The organism is Stenotrophomonas sp. SRS1 (genome assembly GCF_026130205.1).
GTDB classification, from domain to species: domain Bacteria; phylum Pseudomonadota; class Gammaproteobacteria; order Xanthomonadales; family Xanthomonadaceae; genus Stenotrophomonas; species Stenotrophomonas rhizophila_B.
Window position 1 is genome coordinate 23698 of the sequence record NZ_JAINFD010000003.1, and the last position, 24855, is coordinate 48552.

Annotated in this window: 22 protein-coding genes; 9 read left to right on the top strand and 13 right to left on the bottom strand. The window is 67.4% G+C overall.

All coding sequences use genetic code 11. The features are described 5' to 3' along the window. Window positions 1-90: 90 nt before the first annotated feature. Window positions 91-1068, bottom strand: coding sequence for a sensor domain-containing protein (locus tag K4043_RS10795; protein WP_265309334.1), 978 nt, complete (start codon window positions 1066-1068; stop codon window positions 91-93). Then, window positions 1065-1430 carry a PadR family transcriptional regulator gene (locus K4043_RS10800; protein ID WP_123728747.1) on the bottom strand — a complete coding sequence of 122 codons (366 nt, stop codon included), beginning with the start codon at window positions 1428-1430 and terminating at the stop codon, window positions 1065-1067. Before K4043_RS10800 ends, K4043_RS10795 begins: the two co-directional genes overlap by 4 nt. Before the next feature lie 156 nt (window positions 1431-1586). Here K4043_RS10800 and K4043_RS10805 point away from each other — a divergent pair, with 156 nt between their 5' ends. After that, window positions 1587-2042 carry a hypothetical protein gene (locus tag K4043_RS10805; protein ID WP_265309335.1) on the top strand — a complete coding sequence of 152 codons (456 nt, stop codon included), beginning with the start codon at window positions 1587-1589 and terminating at the stop codon, window positions 2040-2042. A gap of 78 nt (window positions 2043-2120) precedes the next feature. Then, a complete protein-coding gene (locus K4043_RS10810; protein WP_265309803.1) occupies window positions 2121-3020 on the top strand; it encodes a peptidylprolyl isomerase in 900 nt (299 codons plus the stop codon). Window positions 3021-3099: 79 nt separating this feature from the next. On the opposite strand, the gene K4043_RS10815 is transcribed toward K4043_RS10810, so the two are convergent. Next, on the bottom strand, window positions 3100-3978 hold the full coding sequence (locus K4043_RS10815) for a DMT family transporter (RefSeq protein WP_123728745.1): 879 nt from the start codon (window positions 3976-3978) through the stop codon (window positions 3100-3102). Between the two features lie 159 nt (window positions 3979-4137). Between K4043_RS10815 and K4043_RS10820 the strand changes: the two genes are divergently transcribed. Both K4043_RS10820 and K4043_RS10825 read left to right on the top strand, forming a co-directional pair. Next, on the top strand, window positions 4138-5088 hold the full coding sequence (locus tag K4043_RS10820) for a LysR substrate-binding domain-containing protein (protein WP_123729697.1): 951 nt from the start codon (window positions 4138-4140) through the stop codon (window positions 5086-5088). Window positions 5089-5175: 87 nt separating this feature from the next. Beyond that, window positions 5176-5469 carry a hypothetical protein gene (locus tag K4043_RS10825; RefSeq protein WP_019184421.1) on the top strand — a complete coding sequence of 98 codons (294 nt, stop codon included), beginning with the start codon at window positions 5176-5178 and terminating at the stop codon, window positions 5467-5469. Window positions 5470-5513: 44 nt separating this feature from the next. Here K4043_RS10825 and K4043_RS10830 read toward each other — a convergent pair whose 3' ends face one another. Beyond that, a complete protein-coding gene (locus tag K4043_RS10830) occupies window positions 5514-6284 on the bottom strand; it encodes a DUF4349 domain-containing protein (protein WP_265309804.1) in 771 nt (256 codons plus the stop codon). Window positions 6285-6440: 156 nt separating this feature from the next. On the opposite strand from K4043_RS10830, the gene K4043_RS10835 reads away from it, so the two are divergent. Next, complete coding sequence (locus K4043_RS10835; RefSeq protein WP_265309336.1) at window positions 6441-8249, top strand: DUF885 domain-containing protein; 1809 nt, start codon at window positions 6441-6443, stop codon at window positions 8247-8249. Between the two features lie 85 nt (window positions 8250-8334). Here K4043_RS10835 and smrA read toward each other — a convergent pair whose 3' ends face one another. Beyond that, on the bottom strand, window positions 8335-10167 hold the full coding sequence (gene smrA / locus K4043_RS10840) for a multidrug efflux ABC transporter SmrA (protein WP_265309337.1): 1833 nt from the start codon (window positions 10165-10167) through the stop codon (window positions 8335-8337). Window positions 10168-10256: 89 nt separating this feature from the next. Beyond that, the gene (locus K4043_RS10845) at window positions 10257-11834 is read right to left on the bottom strand and encodes a serine hydrolase (protein ID WP_265309338.1); all 1578 of its coding nucleotides are present in this window, start codon (window positions 11832-11834) and stop codon (window positions 10257-10259) included. A gap of 111 nt (window positions 11835-11945) precedes the next feature. Here K4043_RS10845 and K4043_RS10850 point away from each other — a divergent pair, with 111 nt between their 5' ends. Both K4043_RS10850 and K4043_RS10855 read left to right on the top strand, forming a co-directional pair. Further along, entirely contained in the window at window positions 11946-12386 is a 441-nt protein-coding gene (locus K4043_RS10850) for a VOC family protein (protein WP_265309339.1), read from the top strand. Further along, window positions 12383-13201 carry a DUF72 domain-containing protein gene (locus tag K4043_RS10855; protein WP_265309340.1) on the top strand — a complete coding sequence of 273 codons (819 nt, stop codon included), beginning with the start codon at window positions 12383-12385 and terminating at the stop codon, window positions 13199-13201. Before K4043_RS10850 ends, K4043_RS10855 begins: the two co-directional genes overlap by 4 nt. Window positions 13202-13205: 4 nt before the next feature. On the opposite strand, the gene K4043_RS10860 is transcribed toward K4043_RS10855, so the two are convergent. After that, window positions 13206-13862, bottom strand: coding sequence for a Pr6Pr family membrane protein (locus tag K4043_RS10860; RefSeq protein WP_123728737.1), 657 nt, complete (start codon window positions 13860-13862; stop codon window positions 13206-13208). A gap of 78 nt (window positions 13863-13940) precedes the next feature. On the opposite strand from K4043_RS10860, the gene K4043_RS10865 reads away from it, so the two are divergent. Further along, window positions 13941-14888 (top strand): DMT family transporter, encoded by a 948-nt coding sequence (locus K4043_RS10865; protein ID WP_265309341.1) that lies wholly within the window; start codon window positions 13941-13943, stop codon window positions 14886-14888. A 24-nt stretch (window positions 14889-14912) separates the two neighbouring features. Here the strand turns inward: K4043_RS10865 and K4043_RS10870 are convergent, their stop codons facing one another. The 5 genes from K4043_RS10870 to K4043_RS10890 all read right to left on the bottom strand — a co-directional run bounded on the left by K4043_RS10870 (window position 14913) and on the right by K4043_RS10890 (window position 23098). Beyond that, complete coding sequence (locus tag K4043_RS10870; protein ID WP_123728736.1) at window positions 14913-15983, bottom strand: sensor domain-containing diguanylate cyclase; 1071 nt, start codon at window positions 15981-15983, stop codon at window positions 14913-14915. Window positions 15984-16030: 47 nt separating this feature from the next. Next, a complete protein-coding gene (locus tag K4043_RS10875) occupies window positions 16031-16753 on the bottom strand; it encodes a pseudouridine synthase (protein ID WP_265309342.1) in 723 nt (240 codons plus the stop codon). Window positions 16754-16810: 57 nt separating this feature from the next. Then, complete coding sequence (locus tag K4043_RS10880; RefSeq protein WP_265309343.1) at window positions 16811-18436, bottom strand: diguanylate cyclase; 1626 nt, start codon at window positions 18434-18436, stop codon at window positions 16811-16813. Window positions 18437-18547: 111 nt separating this feature from the next. Continuing rightward, window positions 18548-20977: an EAL domain-containing protein gene (locus K4043_RS10885; RefSeq protein WP_265309344.1), complete on the bottom strand. Its 2430-nt coding sequence runs from the start codon at window positions 20975-20977 to the stop codon at window positions 18548-18550. A 177-nt stretch (window positions 20978-21154) separates the two neighbouring features. Next, entirely contained in the window at window positions 21155-23098 is a 1944-nt protein-coding gene (locus tag K4043_RS10890) for a DEAD/DEAH box helicase (RefSeq protein WP_265309345.1), read from the bottom strand. 267 nt (window positions 23099-23365) lie between these two features. Between K4043_RS10890 and K4043_RS10895 the strand changes: the two genes are divergently transcribed. Then, window positions 23366-23596: an RNA-binding S4 domain-containing protein gene (locus K4043_RS10895; protein ID WP_019184435.1), complete on the top strand. Its 231-nt coding sequence runs from the start codon at window positions 23366-23368 to the stop codon at window positions 23594-23596. A gap of 15 nt (window positions 23597-23611) precedes the next feature. On the opposite strand, the gene ubiM is transcribed toward K4043_RS10895, so the two are convergent. Continuing rightward, window positions 23612-24796 (bottom strand): 5-demethoxyubiquinol-8 5-hydroxylase UbiM, encoded by a 1185-nt coding sequence (gene ubiM, locus K4043_RS10900; protein ID WP_265309346.1) that lies wholly within the window; start codon window positions 24794-24796, stop codon window positions 23612-23614. Window positions 24797-24855 lie beyond the last annotated feature (59 nt).

Below are 24855 nucleotides of genomic sequence, written 5' to 3' on the forward strand. Positions count from 1 at the left end.
GACCGCCCCCCGACCAGGGGGCTTACGCTGGGGAATGCCGGCCAGCGGCCGGCACTACCGGATCCTCGGGTTCCGACCTGTGGCCGAACGTTACAGCCGCACCAGCAGATGCTTGGCCATCATCCCGTGCAGGTGACCGATGCCGCGGGCCAGGTGCAGCGTCGCGAACAGCAGCAGCACGCCGATGATCGCCAGCAGCGGTGTGACCCAGATCGGCAGCATCTGGATGCCGTCGATGTGGATGCCCACGTAGTCACTGGAGAACAGCGCCGCCACGGGTGCCCAGATGAAGCCGATCGAGGTCGACAACAGCGTGGTGGCGATCGTGAAGTAGACGATGCCCAGCGGCAGCATCAGCACGAAGTACAGCAGGGTCAGCCAGGTCCGGCCATCGGTGAACATGTCACCGATGCGCTGCAGCCAGCTGCGGCTGCGGTCGGAATACGTCGGCCGGCGCGGCATGCGCTCGCCCAGCAGGGCCTCCACCAGTCGTCCTTCCAGCAGCGACAGACCGCGCACCGAACCGAAGAACAGCACCGCCACTGGAATGCCGATGATCAACACCATCAGGCCCAGCGACAGCGACAGGCCGGTGACCACCCAGGTAAAGAAAAAGATACCGGTGGCCAGCGAGAGCAGCATGTAGAACAGCGCGCCATAGGTGCGTGCCTCCAGCGCCACGCCGAAGAAGCTCGCCAGCGCCGAGCGGGGCTTGGGCGGGGCCGGCGGTGGTACCGGGTCCGCGCCAGCGCTGACCGCCGCCGCACGTCGCAGCGGCGCCGCACCCGCGCTCGGCGTGCGCAGCGCGCGGTTCACGGTGATTTCCGTTTCGCGGTAGATCTCGGCCACTTCTTCCGGCGCACCATAGCTGCCGGCCACATCGGCGATCACCTCGGCCTCGCCGCGGCCCGGCTGGGCGGCCAGCTCGGAGCGCAGATACTCCTCGGCGTCGTACAGGGCGTCCTGCACCATCGCCGGATCGGCGTCGTGCAGCGCCGCGCGCAGCTGTGCCAGATACGCGGGAATGGTGGTCGGCAAGGCCCGACCGGCCACGGATTCGATGTTCATGCGGTTACCCCTTCCAGGACGGAATCGACGGAATCACGGGTGGCGCGCCACGCGGCGGTCCATTGCCTGAGCACCTCGTGCCCCGTGTCATTGATGCGGTAATAGCGGCGCGGTGGCCCGGCCACCGACGGCTCGACATGGCTTTCCAGCAACCCGGCCCCTTCCAGGTTGCGCAGCACCGGGTACAGCGCGCTCTGCTTGCCACTCAGCACGCCTTCCCCTACCCGCTCCAGCTCCTTGGCGATCAGGTAGCCATACAGCGGCTCACCGGCCTTGGCCAACACTGCCAGCAAGGCCAGGGATACCGTGCCGGAGCTGAGCTCTTTCTGGAACTTCTTGAGGTGGACTTCGTGGTCGCTCATGGCGGTCTCCGCTAGCGTGGAGTCCACACTAGTCCTAACTTCGCTATAGCGGATGTGTCGTTAGTCACCGTGCCGGTTGGGATGCCCGACGATCCGAAGGCCCCGGTGCGAGGCGATCTGTCAGAATCGCTCTCCCCATGGAACGCACATGACGTCATGAACACCCGCACTGCCGTCCTCTCGCTTGCCCTGTTGGCCGCTGCCGCAGGCCCCGCCCACGCCATGAAGGGATGCAACTTCGTCGATGGCTCGCATGAGTCGATCAGCGTCGCGCTGCTGGCCTTGGACGCGCGCCAGCGCGGCGATAGCCGGGAGAGCGTGCTGGCCCGTGCGGAGCCGATCAAGACGGACCCGTCATGGCACGCCGCGATGGCGCGCGAAACGGTCGACGAGGTCTTCAGCGACCTGCCCCCTGTGGATGCGGCGGTATACACGGTCTACCGCGCGATGATCTGCTATCGCGCCTCGACGCGCCCGGCCGAAGACGTAGTGGTGGATTACGTAGCGATCCACCCCGCGCTGGCTGCCTGTGAAGCCCAACCGGGTCCGCGGCAGCGGGGTCAGTGCGCCGGCAAAGCCTTGGACGATTACTTCGCCGCTCACGCGGAGTGACGAGGTAACCCGCACCGTGACATGACACGCAGTACGCCGCTCGCGCATTATCGGGACGCCACCATCTTCGGGGACACCATGCAGAATCATCGCTTCGCCGTGCTTACCCTCGCCCTGGCCTGCCTGCTGCCCAGCCTTGCCAGCGCGGCCACGCCTTACCGCAGCGCCCAGCAGATCCTGGACGTGTCACCGGACAGCGACTGGCGCACGCCCGACCCGGCCAACCTGCTGTACATGAATCTGCCCGGCGGCCGGGTCATCATCGAGTTGGCCCCGGCGTTCGCGCCGCAGCATGTGGGCAACATCCAGACCCTGGCCCACGAGCACTTCTGGGATGGCGAGAGCATCTACCGCGCGCAGGACAACTTCGTGGTGCAGTTCGGCGATGCCGATGCGGATGACGCGGCCAAGGCAAAAGCCCTTGGCAGTGCCAAGCGCAAACTGCCTGCCGAATTCCAGCGCGACAGCAAGGGGCTCACGGTCAGCCTGCTGCCCGACCGTGACGGCTGGGCCGACCAGACCGGTTTCGTCGACGGCTTCCCGGTGGGCCAGGATCGCAAGGACGGCAAGACCTGGCTGGCGCATTGCTACGGTGCACTGGGCGCCGGCCGCAACAACGAGGAAGACAGCAGCATCGGCGCCGAGCTGTACGTCGTGACCGGGCAGTCCCCGCGTCAGCTGGACCGCAACATCACGGTGGTCGGCCGCGTGCTGCAGGGCATGGAGCTGCTCAGCGCGCTGCCGCGTGGACCGGCACCGATGGGCTTCTACGCCGATCCGGCGCAGCGCACGGCGATCCAGTCGATCCAGCGTGCCAGCGATGTACCGGCTGCGGAGCGACCCAGGCTGCAGGTGCTGCGCACCGACTCCAGGACCTTTGCCGATGCGACCGAAGCGCGCCGCAACCGCGTCGATGACTTCTACAAGCGCCCGGCCGGCCACATCGACCTGTGCAACATCCCGGTGCCGGTGCGCTGAGGATGCGATAACCGACGCGTCAGCGTCCGGATGCCTCGGTAGAGCCACCCCATGGGTGGCTGCACGCGGACCCGACGGCCTATCGCTGCGACACCGCCACGCTGCCAAGAATCAACACGCCCGCCACGACCATCGCCCCGGTCACCGGTTCACCCAGGAACACCCACGCGAACAGCGCGCCGAACATCGGTACCAGGTAGGTCACGGTCGAGGCACGGGCCGGGCCAATGCGGGCGATCAGGCGATAGAACATCAGGAACGCCAGGCCGGTGCAGACCACGCCCAGCGCGATCGCGCAGGCCCAGGAGAGCATCGGGATCGGGGCGGTCGGCCAATGGGTCAGCGCCATCGGCAGCAGCAGGATGGCCGCGCAGCCGAGCGTGGCACCGGCCGACGCCGCCGGTGGCAGGCCGGTCATGTGGCGCTTCACCAGATTGACGCCCAGGCCATACAACAGCGCGGCCAGGGCACCGGCCATCACCGCCGCACCGATGCTCAGACCGGACACTTTGGCCGTGGCCAGCACCACCACGCCGGCGAAGCCGACCAGCAGGGCGATCGCGCGGCGCATGCCGATCTTTTCGCCGAAGAACAGGAACGCGATCAGCGCGGCGAACAGCACGGTCATCGCATTGCAGATCGCACCGATCGCGGCCGGGGCGCGTTGCGCGGCCCAGGCGAACAGCACGAACGGAATGGCCGAGTTGATCAGGCCGATCGGTGCCAGCCACAACCAGCGTCGCGCCGGGAACTGCGCGCGCGCCTGCCACAGGAACGGCAACAGCACGAGCGCGCCGAGCAGCAGCCGTACCTCCACCAGTGCGTACGGTCCGAAGGCAGGCACGGCCATCCGCATGAACAGGAACGAGCACCCCCAGATCGCGCCGAGCACGGTGAGTTCCAGCGGCGTGCGCCAATCGCGCTCCACCGTACCGGCGGCCAGCGGTGCCCCGCTCATGACCAGCCCCCGAAACAAGGCAGGCGCGGGGAACAGGCGATAAGGGACGGCAACATGCGCGTGAATCCGGGGAGGAAGGGCGACAGCATCCGCCTGCCGCTGCGTGCCCACAAGCGCGTAGTATCCGTGCAAGCCACAAATATGATTTGGGTCTCGACCATGATTCTCCGCCCGGCTTTGCTGCCTGCCCTGGGGGTGTTCGCCGTTGCCGCACGCCACCAGAACTTCGCCCACGCCGCCCAGGAGCTGCACCTCACCGCCAGTGCGGTCAGCCACCATGTGCGACGGCTGGAAGAGCTGCTCGGGACCGTGCTGTTCCAGCGCCACGCGCGCGGTGTGCGCCTGACCGCCGAAGGCCGCCAGCTGGCCGATGCCGCAGCGGCGGCACTGAGCGATCTCAATGCGGTGGCCGGCAATCTGCATCCGCAGGCGGACATCGTGCCGCTGCGGGTCACCACCATCCGCTCGCTGTCGTACTGCTGGCTGATCCCGCGGTTGCCGCGCTTCGCCCAACAGCATCCGCGCATGCGCATTGAACTGCAGACCAGCACCGAGCTGGTCCGCTTCGACGAGACGGGGCCGGAACTGGGCATCCGTTACGGTCTTGGCCAGTGGCCGGGCATGACCGCCCATCACCTGATGGACGACGAACTCTGCCCGGTCGCCTCACCGGCACTGCCGGGGGTATCGGCCTTGCGCGACCCGGCGCAGATCGCCGCGCTGCCGCTGCTCAGCGACATGTCACCGCAGGGCTGGCGCGACTGGTTCCGGGCGGCGGGTGTGCGCGGACTGGACCTGCCCTCGCTGCACACCTTCAGCGACAGCACCGATGCGATGCGCGCCGCGGTGTACGGCATCGGCGCAGTGCTGGCGCGCAAGCACATCGCCCAGCCCTACCTGCAGCGCTATGAGCTGGTGCGCCTGCCCGGCCCCGCACTCAAGGCGCGCTACGCCTACTACGTGGTCCACGCCGAACACCGGCCGCTCAGCCCGACCGCGCAGGCGTTCATGGACTGGCTCAAGCGCGAAGCACTGGATGAGCGCACCCCGCTGCCGGCCCTGCCCGATGAACTGCTGGGCCTGCCGCCTGCGGACCGCGCGCACGACTGAACCGGATGCCACGATCCAGCACGCATCCTCACCCGATCTTTTCCGCACGCTGGCTAGGCTGGAGTCCCTTTCCCCGAGGACCCGCCCATGGCCCTGTTGCGACTGCGAATCACCGGCACCGAAGACGATGCACGTGCCATCACCGACCTGCTGCAGAGCATCGAGGGGATCGAACACGTCGAGGAAACCGACGACCTGATGCCGCACATGGACGACGACGATTCCAGCTCGGCCGGCCTGTCCGATGACATCGGCCCGGGCACCCACGAACTGGAAGTGGAAGTGGGCAATGCACTCGGTGCCCAGCGCGTGCGTGATGCCGTGCAGGAACTGGCGCTGGAACTGGATGTGTTCGTGGAATACGAGCAGGACGAAGGCTGAGTCAACCGTCGTGCCGCGCTTTCAGGCGCGGCACGATCGCTCCATCAGCGTGCGGCCGTCGCGGCCTTGCGCCGCTTGCGACGGCGCCACAGCGCCAGGCCCACGGCTCCGAGTGCCCAGACCACCACGCCCACCGGCAGCAGCGCGGCGACCGCGCGGATCACGAAGGCAATACTGGTGGTGAAGATCGATCCGAACTCACTGAATGCCTTGCCGATTTCACTGCGGCTGCGCTGCCCGGCCGGCCCTTCGAAGTGCATCGTGACCAGTTGGGTGTCGATCCGCCGGCGTTGCTGTGCCGCGTCCTTGTTGGCCTGCTCCAGGCCGGCCTCGATCTCCGCCATGCGCTGCGAGACCGCCAGCAGATCGGCGACCTTCATGTCGCTGCGCTGCTGATAGGCCTGAAGCTGTGCATGTTCTTTCTTCAGCCGTGTCTGGGTCAGCGCGGTATCGGCCACCTGCTGGGCAAGATCTTCGGCATGGGTGTTGCGCGAAGCCACATCGCCGCCTTCACCGGCCAGCGCGATGATCGGTTCCACGCCCTTGGGGGCGATGCGCACGCGGATCGAGCCGGAACGGCTTTCACCGCCTTCCTCGCCTACCTGCAGCACGGCACAATCCCCGAACCGGTTGCTCTGGCAGGCCTCGGACACGGCCTTCACCCGCTCACTGATCCGCTTTGCATCGAGTTGGATGCGCAGGTCATGCTCATAGGCAAGGAACGCACCTTCCGGTGAGGCCACGGCCCCGGCGGCCGTATCGGCCGCGTAGTCCTCGCCGCTGCGGCCACAGGCCACCAGGCCCAACAACAGCATCCCTGCCAGCCCGGCGCGGGCCCGTCCTTTCCACTCGGTCACAGTGCAGCTCCATCAAAAGCGGTGATCTTCACGGCCCATGGTAATCCAATGGCACGGGGACAAAGGCGGCCATCGGCCCTATGCTCGGGGATTGTCCCCAGTACAGGAACACCGATGCGCCAGCATCTGCTTGCCCTCGCCCTGATCGCCGCCCTTGGTGGCTGCCAGCAGGCCGACTCCCCCACGCCCACCACCGGCACCGAAGCGGCCACCCCGGCCGGTGACGCTGCGGTCGATACGGCTTTCGCCGACCTGTCCAAGCGCGCCCTGGACACCTGGATGCAGCTGTCCCCGATCAGCGCCACCCAGATCGGCGACCACCGCTACGACAGCGAGATCGACGACCTGAGCGCGGCCGGCCAGCAGAAGGTGCTGACCGCATACAAGGCACTGCTGGGCGATCTGGACAAGATCGACGTCAGCAAGCTCTCGCGCGAGAACCAGGTGGACGCGGCGATCCTGCGCAACCAGCTGCAGTCCGAAGTCTGGACCGCGGAAGTGCTGCAGTCGCCCAAGTGGGACCCGCAGATGTACAACGGCATGGCCGGCAGCGCGCTCTACGGCCTGATGGCGCGTGAGTTCGCCCCGCTCCCCGACCGCCTGAAGTCGGCCACCGCGCGCATGGAGAAGCTGCCGCAGATCTTCGCCCAGGCGCGCGAGAACCTGGACCCGGCCCGCGTGCCGAAGATCCACGCCGAAACCGTGGCCAAGCAGAACCGCGGCATCCTGAGCATCGTCGATACCTTCATCACCCCGCACATCGGTGAGCTGCCGGCCGAAGACCAGAAGCGCCTGCAGGCTGCGATCGAGGGCCTGAAGAAGGCTGTCGACGAACAGCAGACCTGGCTGGACAAGACCCTGGTGCCGAACGCGAAGGGGGACTTCCGCATCGGTGCGGAGCTGTACGACCAGAAGCTGACGTTCGCGCTGAACTCCTCGCTCTCGCGCGCCGAGATCGGCGAGCGCGCGCGTGCCGAACTCAAGCGCGTGCGCCAGGACATGTATGGCATCGCGCAGACCGTGCTCAAGGACAAGCCCGGCGCCCCGGCGCTGCCGGCCAACCCGAGCGACGAGCAGCAGCAGGCCGCGATCGAAGCCGCGCTGGAGCTGGCCTATGCGGACAAGCCGGCACGCGACAAGGTCGTTGAAGACGCCAAGGCCGCGCTGGAGCAGTCCACCGAATTCGTGCGCAAGCATGACCTGATGACCCTGCCCGATTCGCCGGTCGACATCATCCTGATGCCGGAATTCCAGCGTGGCGTCGCCGTGGCCTACTGCGATTCGCCGGGCCCGCTCGACAAGAACCTGAAGACCTTCTATGCGGTCTCGCCGATCCCGGACGACTGGACCGACAAGCAGGTTGATTCGTTCCTGCGCGAATACAACAGCCGCATGATCCACCTGCTGAGCATTCACGAAGGCACCCCGGGCCATTACCTGGAAGGCTGGCACTCGGGCAAGTTCCCGTCCACGCTGCGCGCGGTGCTGCGTTCAGGTCTGTTCGCCGAAGGCTGGGCGGTCTACACCGAGCGGATGATGCAGGAGCAGGGTTACCTGGACAACGATCCGCTCTTCCACCTGGTGCAGCTGAAGTTCTACCTGCGCACCATCTCCAACGCGATCCTGGATCAGGGCGTGCACGTGGACAACTGGACGCGTGAGCAGGCGATGCACCTGATGACCCACGATGCCTTCCAGCAGGAAAGCGAAGCGTCGGGCAAGTGGGTGCGTGCGCAGCTGACCTCCGCGCAGCTGCCGACTTACTTCGTCGGCGCGCAGGAACACTTCGATACCCGCAAGGCCGTGCAGGACAAGCAGGGCGCGAAGTTCAACCTGAAGGCGTACCACGACCAGATGCTGTCCTACGGCGCCCCGCCGGTGCGCTTCGCGCGCCAGCTGATGCTGGATCAGCCGATCGAGTAAGGACTGCCTGGTTCCTCGTCAGACAGGCAAACGGCCCGGGGTGACCCGGGCCGTTCTCTTTTCTGCGTGGTGGGCATGACGCGCCTTACGCGTCGGCAGCCACGAAGCCGCCGGTCTGCCGCGCCCACAGCCGCGCATACAACCCGCCGGCCGCGATCAGCTCGGCGTGCGTGCCGGTCTCCACGATGCGGCCCTGATCCATCACCACCAGCCGGTCCATGCGCGCGATGGTGGACAGGCGGTGCGCGATCGCGATCACCGTCTTGCCCGCCATCAGCTCGTCCAGGTTGTCCTGGATCGCTGCTTCCACTTCCGAGTCCAGCGCGGAGGTGGCTTCATCCAGTACCAGGATCGGCGCGTCCTTGAGCAGCACCCGCGCGATCGCGATGCGCTGGCGCTGGCCACCGGACAGCTTCACCCCGCGTTCGCCGACATGCGCGTCGTAACCCCGGCGCCCTTCCCCATCAACCAGCGTATCGATGAAGGCCGAAGCGCGCGCCTTGGCCACCGCCGCGTGCAGCTGCGCCTCGGTCGCATCAGGACGCCCGTACAGCAGGTTGTCGCGGATCGAGCGGTGCAGCAGCGAGGTGTCCTGGGTGACCACGCCGATCTGCCGACGCAGGCTTTCCTGGGTGACCCCGGCGATGTCCTGCCCGTCAATGCGGATCTGCCCGCTCTCCAGGTCATACAGGCGCAGCAGCACGTTGACCAGGGTCGACTTGCCCGCGCCGGAGGGCCCGACCAGGCCGATCTTCTCGCCAGGCTTCACGTCCAGGTCGAGCCCGGCGATCACGCCACCGGCCTTGCCGTAATGGAAGTGGATGTGATCGAAACGCACCCCGCCCTGCTCAACCTGCAGCGGCGCGGCCTCGGCGCGGTCCTGCACGGTCAACGGCTGGGAGATGGTGGTGATGCCATCCTGCACCGTGCCGATGTCTTCGAAGATGCCGTTGATGGTCCACATGATCCAGCCGGACATGTTGTGGATGCGGATCACCAGGCCGGTGGCCAGGGTGATCGCACCGACGGTGATGTGCCCGCCGCTCCACAGCCACAGCGCCAGCGCGCACGTGCCGACGATCAGGAACCCGTTGACGGTGGCCAGGCTCATTTCCAGCCCGGTGGTGACCCGCGTCTGGCCGCGGTGCTTGGTCGCCAGCTCCTGGATCGCCTCGGCCACGTAGGCCTGCTCGCGCCCGCCGTGGGCGAACAGCTTGAGCGTGGGGATGTTGGTGTAGCCGTCCACGATCCGGCCCATCGCCTTGGAACGCGCTTCCGATGCGATCCAGGCGCGCTCCTTCGCGCGCGGCACGAAGTACCACATGATCACCGCATACGCGGCCATCCACAGCCCCAGCGGGATCATCAGGCGCCAGTCGGCCTGCGCGAACAGGTACAGCGCGGTGCCGGTGTAGACGATGATGTACCACAGCGAATCGACCATCTGCACGGCCGATTCGCGCAGCGACGTACCGGTCTGCATGACCCGGTTTGCCATGCTGCCGGCGAAATCGTTCTGGAAGAAGCTCAGGCTCTGCCGCACCACGTAGTTGTGCATCAGCCAGCGCGAGCGGTTGCTCAGCCCCGGCACGATCGCCTGGTTGACCAGCAGGCTGTGCAGCGAGACCAGCAGCGGCCGCGCGATCAGGGTGATGCCGGCCATCCACAACAGCGTGTCGGCATGGCGGGCAAAGAAATCGCTGCCGGGCTGTTCGGCGACCATGTCCACGATGCGGCCGAGGAAGTCGAACATGGCCACTTCGACCAACGCCAGCAGCAGCCCGGCGACCAGGGTGGCCAGCAGCACCGGCCAGACCGGCCGCAGGTAGTACACATAGAACGCTGCGACCTTGCGGGGCGGCATGCGGCCATCAACCGGTGGGAACACCGGGATCAACGACTCGAACCAGCGGAACATCGCAGCATCCAGAAACAAAGCAGACCACGATTATCCCACCGCAGCCTGCGTTTGTTTTTGCATTTCCGTCACGGCCTGACGGCAATCACTCAATCGGCCTGTGCAGGCGCGATGGGCAGCAGCAGCAGGTCCTGGAAATCAAAACTGAAATCGGTCAGCGAGGACGCCGCCTGCATGCGCACCTCGCGGATCTTGCCGTCCGGATCGAGACTGAAGTTCACGAAGGCATCGGCGTTGAGCGAGCGGTCGTCCCAGCGCACCAGGAAGGTATCGTGCTGCCAATGCTCCAGCGTGCCGATCAACTGCGCGGTCCTGCCGAAGCGCAGGCGCAGCTTGCCGCCCTGCTGCTCAACGAATACATCGCCGTACCATGCGTCGCGGTAGCCCCCTGCGTAGCGCGCCGGCGGCAGCGACGGCTTGGATCTCGCATCACGTGCGGCCTGGTGCCTGGCCCAGCCCTCGTCCGCCTTTTCCTGCGATTTGGCCACGGCGGCCGCATACGCGGCGACCCAGTCGGTGGCCGGTGCCTGCAGATAGGCATCCAGCGCTTCCATCGTGATGGCGTTGAAGGCCGCGCCCACTTCCTGGTTGGTCAACACCACGATGCCCAGCTTCTGCGCCGGCACCAGGGTCACGCGCGAGACCATGCCCGGCCAGCCGCCGGTATGCCAGACCAGTTTCTGGCCACGGTAATCGCTCAGGCTCCAGCCCTCGCCATAGCCGGCGAAGTTCGGCCGTGCCGCCGCCAGCTGCGGCACGCTCGGCTCGGGCACCACCTGCGGCGTGACCATCTGCCACATCGCCTGCTGGGTCTTGGCGGTGAACAGCGGCTGCCCGTTCTCCAGCGTGCCCTGGGCCAGCTGCACGTTCATCCAGCGCGCCATGTCGTGCACGCTGGAATAGATGCCGCCGGCGCCGGCATTGTTGGACCAGGTCAGCGGCGCGACGGTGCGCAGCTGGCTGAAATCGTACTTGGCGTGCCCCACTGCAGCGTTGTCGCCGGGCTGCAGATGATCGGCGTTGTAGCGGGTGCCCTGCATGCCCACCGGGGTGAAGATGTGCTGCTGCAGGAAGTCCGCATAGGCCTGCCCGGACACCTGTTCGATCACCTGCTGGGCGACCGCGTAGAGAATGTTGTCGTAGGCATAGCGATCACGGAAGCCGGCCTTCAACGGCACCTTGCCCAGCCGCTGCACCACTTCTTTGTTGCTGTAGGAGGTGGTCGGCCAGAACAGCAGGTCGCCCGCGCCCAGGCTCAGGCCACTGCGGTGCGACAGCAGGTCGCGGATGCGCATTTCCCCGGTCACGTACGGATCGGACATGCGGAAGCCGGGCAGATGATCGATCACGCGATCGTCCATCTTCAGCTTGCCCTGCTCGGCCAGCAGATTCAGCGAGGTGGCAGTGAATGCCTTGGTGTTGGACGCGATCGCGAACAGCGTATCGGCCTGGACCGGATCCGGCTTGCCCAGCTCGCGTACCCCGTAGCCGCGCTCCATCACTACCTTGCCATCCTTGACCACCGCCACGGCGATGCCGGGGATGTCGAACTCGCTGCGGGCGCGTTCGATGGTGGCGTCCAGCCGCTGCAGTTCGGCCGGCACGGCGGCCGATGCTAAGGGTGCGCATGCGAGCAGCACGGCGCCTCCGATCCAGGATGTATTCAAGCAGCGTCTCCGGTTGCGTGTGGCGGGGGCGTCGAGGGTGCCGATGCCCCGGTTTCGCACGATGGTAACGCGGCCCGGATCAGGCTCGCCTGTGCCAGAAGGAGGCCCGCCATGACCGCGCCCGCCGAGACCATCGCCACCGTCATTCCCTGCCTGCGCTACCGCGATGCGCACGCCGCCATTGCCTGGCTGCAGCGCGCGTTCGGCTTCGAGAAACAGGCGGTCTACGCCGATGGCGATACCGTTCACCACGCCCAGCTGGTCTACGGCCACGGCATGATCATGCTCGGCTCGGTTGACAACGGCAGTGAGTGGGGCCGCTACAGCGTTCACCCGGACGAGGTCGGCGGTCGCCAGACCCAGAGCGCCTGCGTGATCGTCGCCGATCCGGATGCGCATCATGCGCGCGCCGTCGCCGCCGGCGCGCAGATCGTCATGGACATCGCCGACCAGCCCTATGGCGGCCGCGGCTATGCCTGCCGTGGTCTGGAAGGTTACCTGTGGTGGTTCGGCAGCTACGACCCGTGGGTCGACCACGAGGGCGACGCGTGAGCGCTGCGGCCGGCTCCATCCGCACGGGTATCGGCGGCTGGGTCTTCCCGGCATGGCGCGGCGGCACGTTCTATCCGCCCGGCCTGCCGCAGCGCGAAGAGCTGGCCTACGCCAGCCAACACCTGGGCTGCATCGAGATCAACAGCACGTTCTACCGTGCGCAGACGCCGGCCATCTATGCGCAGTGGCGCGAACAGACGCCCGCGGGCTTCCGCTTCTCGGCCAAGGCGCCGCGCACGATTACCCAGACCCACGACCTGACCACCGTCGGCGAACGTGCCGAACGTTTCATCACCGGCATCAGTGCGCTGGAGGACCGGCTGGGTCCGTTGATCTGGCAGTTTGGCGACAGCCACCCCGCCGGTGCGGCCGAATTCGACCGGTTCCTGGGCATGCTGCCGCGCAAGGTCGACGGCCATCGCCTGCAGCACGCATTGGAGGTGCGCAACCCCGCGGCATGGACGCCGGCGCTGCTGACTGCCGCCCGTGCGCACGGTGCCGCGCTGGTGTTCAGTGGTTCGGATGAGTACCCCAGCTTCGCCGACCCCACCACCGACTTCATCTATGCGCGGTTGATGCACTCACGCGCGAACCTGCATGCCGGTTACCCGGCACGGGCGATCCAGCAGTGGTCGCTGCGCGCTGCGCGGTGGGCCCGCGGCGAAGACAACCTGGACCTGCCCCACCTCGCTGCCGAGGCTCCCGCAGGGCCATCGCGCGAGGTCTATGTGCTGTTCATCGGTGCGGCCAAACAGCGCAATCCCGGCGCGGCAATGGCCCTGCGCGACCAACTGCTGCAGCCCGGCGACGGGTAAGTCCTCAGCCGCGCCGGCGCCGGGCGGCCAGCGCACCGTCCAGCCACCACAGCAGCGCACCGCCCACCACGAACACCACGGCTACGCCCAGCACGTTGCGCAGGACCAGCGCCGTGCCCAGCGCGCCCAGATCCAGAAACGGGTAGGGGTACTGACCGCTGAGGCGGCCGACCAGCAGTGCCCAACCCAGGTAGACCGTCGGGAACGCCAGCGTAGCGATCAGCCCCCGCCAGTGGAGACCGCCATGCAATCCCATCAGCCAGCCAGCCAGATACGTCACCGGTACAACGTAATGCAGCCCGGTATCGGCCCACCACTGCGCGCCCTGCGGATCCCACAACGGGGCTAGAAGCGTCACGTAGATCAGCCCGGTGATGCCGATGAACAACGCCACCGCCGCGCGCGGTACCGGACCGGCCAGCCCTGTCCGGCGGCCGCAGGCCAGCGCAAGGCAGACCACCGCCACCCCGATGTTGCTGAGGATGGTGAAGTAGCCCAGATAGCGCAGCGTCGCGTCCGCCACCGCCAGGCCCGGCGTGCGCAGCAGCAGGGCGTACTGCAGCAGCAGGGACACTACCGCGACCGCGGCGGTCAGACCGGCCCAGCCGCGCAACGCCGGTGACAGGACGGGGGCAAGCGTATCGATGTGATGGCGTGTCATCAGCGCAGAATGCCACGGCCCTGCAGAGGATCGCGTGGAGGGCATCGCGACGGGCGCGGCTTGCCGCACAATATGCAGATGCCGATGACCGATACCCGCAGGGCCCTGCTGCAAATCCATTTCTGTGTGCTGCTGTGGGGCGTCACTGCCATCCTCGGCAAGCTGATTACCCTGCCCGCCCTGCCGCTGGTGTGGTGGCGCATGCTGCTGGTCGTGGCAATGCTGGCGCTGGTCCCGCGCGTGTGGCGTGGGCTGCGCCAACTGTCGCCGCGTCTGGTCGCCGGCTACTGCGGTGTGGGCGCCCTGGTCGCGCTGCACTGGCTGACCTTCTATGGCGCAGTGAAGCTCGCCAATGCCTCGGTGGCCGCCACGTGCATCGCGCTGGCGCCGGTGTTCACCGCGGTGATCGAACCGTGGGTGGCCAAGCGCCCGTTCCAGTTCCGCGAACTGGCCTTCGGCATTCTGGTCTTGCCGGGCGTGGCACTGGTCGTGGGTGGCGTGCCCGATGGCATGCGCCTGGGCGTGCTGATCGGCGCGCTGTCGGCGCTGCTGGTGGCGATCTTCGGCTCACTCAACAAGCGCCTGGTCAGCCACGCCGACCCACTGACCGTGACTGCGCTGGAACTGGGTGCAGGCACCCTCACCCTGACCCTGCTGGCACCGGTGCTGCCGTTCCTGCTGCCGGCCCTGGCCAGCGACCTGTGGGTGATCCCGGACCTGCACGATGGCTTGTTGCTGCTGGCCCTGGCGGGGCTGTGCACGCTGCTCCCGTTCGCGCTGGCGCTGGTGGCGCTGCGCCACATCAGCGCCTACACCTCGCAGCTGGTCACCAACCTGGAGCCGGTCTACGCGATCCTGCTGGCGATGGTGCTGCTCAGCGAGCAGCGCGAACTGACCTCGCTGTTCTATGCGGGTGTGGCGATCATCGTTGGCGCGGTGTTCCTGCACCCGCTGCTCAACCGCCGCAGGAAGGTCCAGCATCCGGAACTGATGGCGACCTCCGAAGCGCGCAACATCGCCGATTGAGCGGGCCGACACGGTCCACACAGCTCAGTCGGCGCGGATCACCCGATTGCGGCCGTCGCCCTTGGCCCGGTACAGCGCCGCATCGGCGCGGGCCAGGGTCTGCTCGATCGCATCGCCGTGGCGGTGCGCGGCCACCCCGATGCTGATCGTCAGCGGCAGGCCCAAGGGCAGATCCGTCACCGCCATGCGCAGGAAATCGCACTGCAGTTCGGCCGTGGCCAGCGGCGTGTCCGGCATCAGCACCACGAACTCCTCGCCGCCATAACGCGCGGCCAGACCGTGCCCGGCGAAATGGGCGCGCAGCAGCCGGGCCAGTTCGGACAGCACATGGTCACCGGTGGCGTGCCCGTACAGATCGTTGACGGTCTTGAAGTGATCGATGTCCAGCAACGCCACGGCGGTCGAACGCGGTTGGCCATCGGCATCGCGTACCGCCGCTTCCAGCGCCGCACTCATCGCGCGGCGGTTGGGCAGGCCGGTCAGCGGATCGGTCCGGCTCTGTTCGGCCAGGTCCGCGTTCTGCTGCTCCAGCAGTTCGTTGTATTCGGCCAGCCGCTGTTCGTACCAGGCACGGTCGGTCATGTGCTGCTGGATTTCATGCGCATACCGGCGCAGTTCCATCACCAGCGAGACCTGCCGGGACAGCGCGGTGAGCGCCAGCAGCTGGCTGCTGTCCAGATGACCCGGGGCCGCATCGAAGACGCACAGCGTGCCCAGCGGCAGCCCGTCGACACTGAGCAGCGGCGCGCCGGCGTAGAAGCGCACGTGCGGGTCGTCCACCACCACCGGGTTGTCCGAGAAACGTGGATCGCTGCGCGCGTCCTCGACCACCATGACCTGATCCGGGGTCAGGATGGCGTGGGCACAGAAGGAGATGTCGCGATGGGTCTCACAGGCGTCCAGCTGCTGGCGCGCCTTGAACCACTGGCGGTCCTGGTCGACCAGGGTCACTGCCCCCATCCGGGTACCGCACAGGGCGGTGGCGATCGTCACCAGGTCGTCGAACGAGCGTTCCTGGGGGGTATCGAGAATCTGGTAGCGCTGCAGCGCCAACAGGCGCTGCGCTTCATTGTCCGGCTTGGAAGGCTTGATCATCGCGGCGGGCATCGACAGTACCCGCGCAGTCTATCCCGAGCGCGGCGTTACCAGTCCAGCTGCTTGGGCAGCAGGCCCTTCAGCTCGGCGTCGGTCAGGTTGCGCCATTGACCGGGCTTGAGCGCACCCAGCTTGATGTTGTCGATGCGCACCCGGCGCAGCTGGGTGACGCGGAAACCGAACGCGGCGGCCATCAGGCGGATCTGCCGGTTCAGACCCTGCTGCAGGGTGATCCGGAAGCCGAATTTGGCCAGCTTGCTGGTCCGGCACGGCAGCGTGACTTCGTCGCGGATGCGCACGCCGCGCGCCATGCCCCGCAGGAACTCATCGGTGACCGCCTTGTTCACCGCCACCATGTACTCCTTCTGATGACCATTCTCGGCACGCAGGATCTGGTTGACGATGTTGCCGTTGCTGGTCAGCAGGATCAGGCCTTCGGAATCCTTGTCCAGGCGCCCGATCGGGAAAATGCGCTGTTCGTGGCCGACGAACTCCACGATGTTGCCCTTGACCGAGCTTTCGGTGGTGCAGGTGATGCCCACCGGCTTGTTCAGCGCGATATAGACGTGTTTGCGGCCGCCGGCCTTCTTCGCCTCGCGGGCGCGCAGCGGCTGGCCACCGACCAGTACCACGTCCTGCTCGCCAACCACCGCGCCGGTACCGGCGGGATGCCCATTGACGGTGACGCGGCGCTCGCCGATCAGGCGGTCGGCTTCGCGCCGGGAACAGAAGCCGGTATCGGCGATGTGCTTGTTGAGTCGGATTGTCATGCGCCCATTATCGGGCAAAAGCCGCGTCCCGCTGCGGATTTCGAACGCGCCGCCGTTTCAGGCCGGCAACGGATCGCCGGCCGTGGTGGTGCGTTCCCCATCATGGATCTGGTTGCGGCCGTTGCGTTTGGCGCAGTACATGGCGTGGTCGGCCCGGCGCAGCAGGCCGGCCAGGTCATCGCTGCCGGGTTTGAGCACGGCCAGGCCGATGCTGGCTGACACCCGCAGCCCATGAATGCCCAGGCCCTGCGCGACGGTGGCGACCTGTTGGCGGACGGTCTCCAGCCGGGCGACCGCTGCGGCGTGGCCAGCCCCCGGCAGCAGCACCAGGAACTCCTCCCCGCCCATCCGGATCACGTTGTCCTGGTTGCGTACGGCCCCCCGCAGGGCACGGGCCACGGCCACCAGCACCTGATCGCCCATCTCATGCCCGAACTGGTCGTTGATGTCCTTGAACAGATCGATGTCCAGAAAGCCGATCGCCAACGGCATCGGCTCACGGCGCGCCTGCTCCAGGTACTCCGCGAGCAGGCGCAGGCCAGCGCGACGATTGGGCAGGCCGGTCAGCACGTCGGTGTCGGCCAGCTGGCGCATCTCATCGCGCTGGCGGCGCAGGCGGCCCAGGCGCAGATTGAGCGCATAGGCGGCCATCATCAGGAACCACGTCGTGGACAACTGCAGCGCTTCGATCCGGTACGCCACCAGCCACTGCGTGTTGAACGCATCGGCCACGATCATGATCCACCACGGTGCCAGCGCCAGCAGTCCCCGCAGCGCATACGCGTCCCGCCGCGACAGTCCCCACAGGCCTGCGCCAAGGCACAGCACGCAGCCAGCCATGAAGAACCACTCGAGCAGCTCGGAGACCACGGCCAGACCGTCCGGCCCCCACCACGGCACGGTCAGCCCCATGGCCATCAGTCCCCACAGCACGGCGTACTGGGCCGGGCGGGAGCGCGGCCAGCGACGATCGCCGCCGTTGAGGCGCCAGAGGATCGGCAGCAGCAGCGCTTCGCTGAAGGCACTCAGCGCCACCAGCCACCACGAGGCGTGCTCATGCACGGGCAGCCACGGCTCGGGATAGCCGCTCAAGCCCCCCAGCACCGCCTGCCACAGCACGAACACCACACACGCGCCGACATACACGAGGAACGAGCGGTCGCGGGTGGTGACCCAGCCCATCAATGCCGACAATGCCAGCGCGATCGCCACCGCGATGCAGGCCGCGCGCATCAGCAGCCGTGCCGTATCGTTCTGCTGCACCGGGCTCGGTGCCCCCAACTGGATGGTCGGCACCCAGCGCGGCTTGAGCGGGCGTGTCCAGGAGACCACGATCGGCTCGTGGTTGCCGGCCTCGGGCACCACCACCAGCCCGACACCTGCACGGAACCGGGAATCGCGCGTGCGGGCGTCGTGCATGCTGCCGCAGATTTCGCGGTCGCCATGACTGATGCGGACCTCGCCGGTGAGCACACCGAACACATCCACGGCCTGCGGTTTCCCCGACCAGCCCTGCTGCGGAGACGGAATCGACAGGACCTCCTGGTGGCGGGCCAGGACATCCGGCGCACAGGCACGCTGGGGCGTCACCTCATCGGTGGCCCCGCCGAGCAACAGAAAATCCTGCCCCACCGTCGGCGATGCGGCCTTCGCGCTCCATGGCAACAGCCACAGCAGCAGCATCAGCAGCACCACCCCGCTTGAAAATCCGCCCCCGTTGCTCACACCTGTGCCCCGCCCGCCCATGGTCGTCAGTGGACACCCCGCCCGCTGCCGTCTTCCACGATTATCGCATCATGGCGTGCCACGCCATGCATCCGATGACACACCGGCACGGGCCGCCCGCAGGGCTGGCTGGGTCATGCGCTCCAACGGAATCGGCCGCTCGATCGCATACCCCTGCAGACCTTCCACCCCCATCTGCGCCAGTTGATCGGCCACCACCGCCGATTCCACCCACTCGGCGACCACCATCATGTGCAGTTCGCGCCCGACCTCGGTGATCGCGCGCACCGCGGCGCGGTTGACCGGATCCAGGTTCATGTCGCGCACGAACACGCCATCGATCTTGAGCATGTCCGCCGGCAACTGGCGAAGGTAGCCGAACGAAGACAGCCCCGAACCGAAATCGTCCAGCGCCATCCGGCAGCCGCGGGCCTTCACCGCATCAATGAAGGTGCGCGCCTGGTCGATGTTGCTGACCGCTGCGGTTTCGGTGATCTCAAAGCACAGCTTGCGGGCCAGGCCACGGTTGCGCTCCAGCAGATCGGTGACGAAGGCCAGGAAACTGGGCTCGGCGATCGACTGCGCGGACACGTTGACGTTGCACAGGCCAAGCTGCTGCACGTGCGCAGGGCACACCTGCAGATGCCGGAACAACAGCGACAGCACGTGCCGATCCAGCGCCATGCCCATGCCGTAGCGCTCGACCGCGCCCATGAATTCCCCCGGCCCCTGCAGTACGCCTTCCGGGCTGCGCATGCGCACCAGCACTTCGTAATGCAGGAAGTCCGGATCGCCGACCCGCTCGATGCGCTGGGCGTACAGCAGCATGCGGTTTTCGGCGATCGCGCTGGAGACATTGGCCAACCGCTCCGCTTCGCGCCGACGCTCGTCCAGCGCCATGCGGCTTTCGTTGTAGCAATGCACGCGGTTGCGACCGGCCTCCTTGGCCGCGTAGCACGCACTGTCGGCCGCACTCATGAGCCAGTTCACATCCGGCGCTTCCGCGGTGACCTCGACCACGCCGATGCTGCAGCTCACCTTGGGTGCGCCTTCGCCATGCTGGAAGCTCACCTGCCCCAACGTGCGGATCACCCGCTGCAGGACCTGCTTGGCCTCGTCCTGGCTGGCGTTGGCCAGGAACAACGCAAACTCGTCACCGCCCAGGCGGCCCACCCAGTCGCCATCGCGCACGGCACCCACCAGGTAGTCGGCGAAGCTGCGCAGCAACTGGTCGCCCGCCGCGTGGCCGAGACCATCATTGACCAGCTTGAAGTAATCCAGGTCGATGTAGCACAGCGCATGGGTACCGCCCTCGGCCCGCACCGTCACCAGCGCCTGCTCGAGCAGCCGCTCGATTTCACGGCGGTTGATCAGACCGGTCAGCGGATCGTGGCTGGCGTGGTGTTCCACCTCCCGCGCCAGCGCATGGTTCTGCGAGACATCCTCGACCAGCGCGAACACCGTTGGCGCCCGAGCCCGGGTGCGCACCACGGTGCCGCTCCAGCGGCCCCACATCAGGCTGCCATCGGCACGCAGGAAGCGCAGCTCACCGGGGCGCAGCTGCCGCGGCCAGTCAATCCGGCCATGCTCGTCCAGTACCAGCTCGCCTTCCACCAGAACATCGGCCAGCGACAGGCTCAGCAAGGCCTCACGCCGGTGATCGAGGATGTCGGCCATCGCCTGGTTGGCCTCGACGATCCCGCCTTCCTCGTCCAGTTTGAGCATGCCCACCGTGGCCTGGTAGAACGCCGCCCGGAATCGGCTTTCCTGTTCGGTCAGGTCGTTGCGCACGCGCCGCGCGAGCAGCACGGCCACCAGCGTGATCGCCAACACGGACAGTCCGCCGACGATGAAGGTCGCTATCCGCACGGCCGCCGCGGTATCCAGCAGCGCGCCCGAAAAGGCCCGCGCCTGGTTCTGCATGCCGGTGTCCAGCGCCTGCACCTGCGCCAGCAATCCCTCCTTCACCGCCGGCGTCAGGCTGCCTGCAGCGTGCCCGGCCTGAACGCGGCCGGCAATCGCGACCAGTTCCATCAGATCATCGTCAGTGTCACGCCACAGCGTCACCGCATCGCGGAAATACGGCTGCTCGCGCAGGTAGCGATACGACAGGATCAGCCGGTTGATGTCGCCTGGGGCGTTGCCGCCAGCGATGAAGCCGCGTCGTGCCGCGGCGATGTCCGGGCTGGCCTGCTCGAGTGCGCGTCGGGCGCCAAGATCGCCGAGCGGCACTGTCAGTCCCTGCCGGGCCGCGGCCAGATCGCGCGGCTCGCCGGAGGCGATGTAACGCGACAGTGCATGCGTCGCCTGCTGCTGCCCGCGTGACCAGTGACTCTGGCCCATGATCCAGGCCGTGGACGCGGCCTGCAGTTCCTGGATCAACGCGGAAATGCCGACCAGGCCAATGGCCATGCCGGTCAACAGTGCAAACCGCAGGGTCAACCCCCGCGTTGAATATGGTACTGCGGTAACGCCACCATCCTTGCGACTTCCAACCATCGCCGATCCCCCCTGGGGCTGCGTGTGTGGAAACTCATTCCATGTGGACCCTGTCCAATCCACAGGCTAGAACGCGCCATGTTGAGACGGCGCGAAGCCGCCCCCGTGGCAGGATGCCCTGCCGGAAACGACAACGCCAGCCCGAAGGCTGGCGTTGAGGCAATCACCCGGGGGTGATCAGAAGTTGCGCGGGCCGCGCGGCTTGAAGCCGTCGCGACGCGGCGGGCGGTCGTTGCCGCCCGGGCCGCTGCGCGGGCCACCCGGACCACGCGGCTTGCCCTGGCCGAACTTCGGCTTGAACGGCGGACGCGCCGACGGGGTCAGGTCTTCACCCGGCTCGACCTTGCGCATCTGAAGCTGCTGGCCCGAGACCCACACCTTCTTCAGGTGGGTCAGCAGGTCCTGCGGCATTTCGGCCGGCAGGTCCAGCACCGAGAAGTCGTCATGGATGTCGATGCGGCCGATGAAACGGCTTTCCAGGCCGGCTTCGTTGGCGATCGCGCCGACGATGTTGCCCGGCTTCACGCCGTGGACATGGCCCACTTCGATGCGGAAGGTTTCCATGCCCGGCTCGGCGGCACCGCGCGGGGCGATGTCACGGCGCGGCGCGCGCTCGCCGCCGCCTTCGCTGTTGCCGAAGTCGCCTTCCGGACGCGGCGGACGCGGGCCACGGTCGTCTTCACGGCGCGGACCACGCTCGAAGCGCGGCTCGAAACGGGCCGGGCGCTCGCCACGGTCGTTGCTGCGCTCGTTGCGCTGATGCGGGGCACGCTCTTCACGGGCACCACGGACCGGCGGGGTCAGCAGGAACGGCGAATCGCCCTGCAGCAGCTTGGCCAGCGCGGCGGCGATCTCGATCGCCGGCACGTTCTTCTCGCCTTCCAGGCGCTGCAGCAGGTCGCGGTAGAACTCGGTGCCACCGGCATCGAGCACATCGCTGATGCGGCTCATGAACTTGGTGATGCGGGTGTCGTTGACCGCGTCCACGCTCGGCAGCTGCATCTCTTCGATGGGCTGGCGGGTGGCGCGCTCGATGGCACGCAGCATGCCCTTTTCACGCGGGGTGGCGAACAGGATCGCGTCACCGGTGCGGCCGGCACGGCCGGTACGGCCGATGCGGTGCACATAGCTTTCGGTGTCGTACGGGATGTCGTAGTTCAGCACGTGGCTGATGCGCTCCACGTCCAGACCACGGGCGGCCACGTCGGTGGCGACCAGGATGTCCAGCTTGCCTTCCTTCAGCATGCCGATGGTGCGCTCGCGCTGGGCCTGCTGCATGTCGCCGTTGATGGCGGCGGCGGCCAGGCCGCGCGCCTGCAGCTTTTCGGCCAGCTCTTCAGTGGCTGCCTTGGTACGCGAGAAGATGATCATCGCGTCGAACGGTTCCACTTCCAGGATGCGGGTCAGCGCGTCCAGCTTGTGCATGCCGCTCACCCACCAGTAACGCTGGCGGATGTTGGCCGAGGTCGTCGTCTTGCTGACGATGGTGACTTCGGCCGGGTTCTTCAGGTAGGTCTGCGCGATGCGGCGGATCTGCGACGGCATGGTGGCCGAGAACAGGGCGACCTGGCGGGTCTCCGGCAGCTTCTTCAGCACGGCTTCGACATCGTCGATGAAGCCCATGCGCAGCATTTCATCGGCTTCGTCGAGCACCAGGGTCTTCAGCTCGGACAGGTCCAGCGTGCCGCGCTCGAGGTGATCGATCACGCGGCCCGGGGTGCCGACGATGACGTGCACGCCACGGCGCAGGGCCGACAGCTGCTGGCCGTAGGGCTGGCCGCCGTACACCGGCAGCACGCGGAAGCCGGGAATGCCGGAGGAATAGGTCTGGAACGCCTCGGCGACCTGGATGGCCAGTTCGCGGGTCGGCGCCAGCACCAGCACCTGCGGCTTGGTCTGGTTGAAATCGAGGTTGGACAGCACCGGCAGCGCGAAGGCGGCGGTCTTGCCGGTACCGGTCTGGGCCTGGCCCAGCACGTCCCGGCCTTCCAGCATGGCCGGAATGGTGGCTGCCTGGATCGGCGACGGGGTTTCGTAACCGACAGTGGCGACGGCCTGCATCACAGCGTCGGACAGGCCGAGATCTGCGAACAGCAGCGGCGCGGGGGATTCTTGGGACATGGGAAACTCCGAAACACCGCCGTTTTGGATGGCAGTGAGATAAAAAAGGGGGATGGTCCGCGCTTTGGGCGCCCTTTCTTATCGCGTGCCCTGGCGCTGCTCGGTCGGAGGAGAATTCACTCACTCAGGGGCCAATGATACCGCATCGTTCCTGAACAACGTATACAGATTCCAGGATGGATGCCGTTGCGCCGCCGGCTGGCGCACAATACGCGCCCTTTCCCGGCCCGGCCCCACGTCCGCGCCTCTTCCCAGGATACCCGCTCCATGCAGACCCTCGAATTTGAACTGGACCGCGACTACGTCGAGCTCAAGCAGCTGCTCAAGCTGGCCGACCTGGTCACCAGCGGCGGCGAGGCCAAGACCGTGATCGGCGACGGCCAGGTGCTGGTCGACGGCGAGGTGGAGCTGCGCAAAGCCTGCAAGATCCGCGCGGGCCAGCAGGTGCAGTTCGCCGATACGGTCATCCACGTGATCGCCGACAGCGACGCGCCCTGACCGCTCCGGCCGGACTCAGCGCAGTGTATCGCGCTGGGTCAGATGGGCGGTGATCAGCTGGCGGAACGGGGCCACCCCGTGCGCCAGCCGCAGCCCGGCCCGGCGCAGCAGCCGCGCCGGCAGACGGTCATCGGTGTACAGCGAAGCGATCGCATTGGTCGCCTCATAAAGCGGGCGCGACGCCAGCCGATGGCCACGCTCGTAAGCGGCCAGCCCTGAGCGCGCGGCGATATCACCCCCCTGCCCGGCGGCCGTGCGCAGAATGCCGGCCAATCGATGCTGGCTCTGCAACCCCAGGTTGAAGCCATGCGCAGTGACCGGATGCATGCCGACGGCGGCATCGCCGATCAACGCACTGCGATCGCCTGCAAACGCGTTGGCATACACCCCCACCAGGGGATAGGCCACCGGGGTGGCCACCGGCCGCATCGCGCCCAGCCGATGCTCGAAGAAGCCCGTGATGCTGCGGCCGAAGTCCGCCTCGTCCTGGGCCATCAAGGCCGCGATCTGACGCGGCGGCAGCGTGATGACGGCCGAGGCCTGGTCGCCATTGAGCGGCAGCAGGGCCATCGTGCGGCCATAACCGAACCACTCCCAGGCGGTGTGCTGGTGCGGCACCTCGATCTGCATGCGGCAGACCAGCATCGATTTGCCGAAGTCACGCAGCTGCGCGCCGATCCCCAGCAGGCGGCGGGTGGAGGAGAAGCGGCTGTCGGCAGCGACCACCAGCCGCGCGGCCAGCTGGCGACCATCGGCCAGGGTCACCACGCTGTGAGCCGGGCCCGGGTTCACGGCCGCGACGCTGGCCTGGTCCAGGATCTCCAGACCGGCCTGACCCTGCACGCTCTGCCAGGCGGCGCGGCGGATCAGATGGTTGGGCACCAGCCAGCCCAGGTCATCACCGGTGCGCTGGTGCGCGGCGAAGGTCAGCGCGAACGGCGAGCCGCCGTCCATCACCTTGGCATCGCGCAGCGGGGAAATCTCGGCCGGATCCAGCTGCGCCCACAGGCCCAGCGATTCCAGGATCTGGCGGGAGGCATGGGTCAGCGCGATCTCGCGGCCGTCGAACGCCGCCTCGGCCAGTGCCGCGCGCGGCTGCTGTTCGATCAGGGTGACGCTCAGGCCGGTATCGTCCAGCGCGCGTGCGAAGCACAGCCCGGTCGGGCCGGCACCCACCACCACCACATCCACTGACTGCATGATTCCATCCTGCCGTTGCGTGTCCGCTGCAGCTTAACGCTGCAGCGCCGGCACCGTCC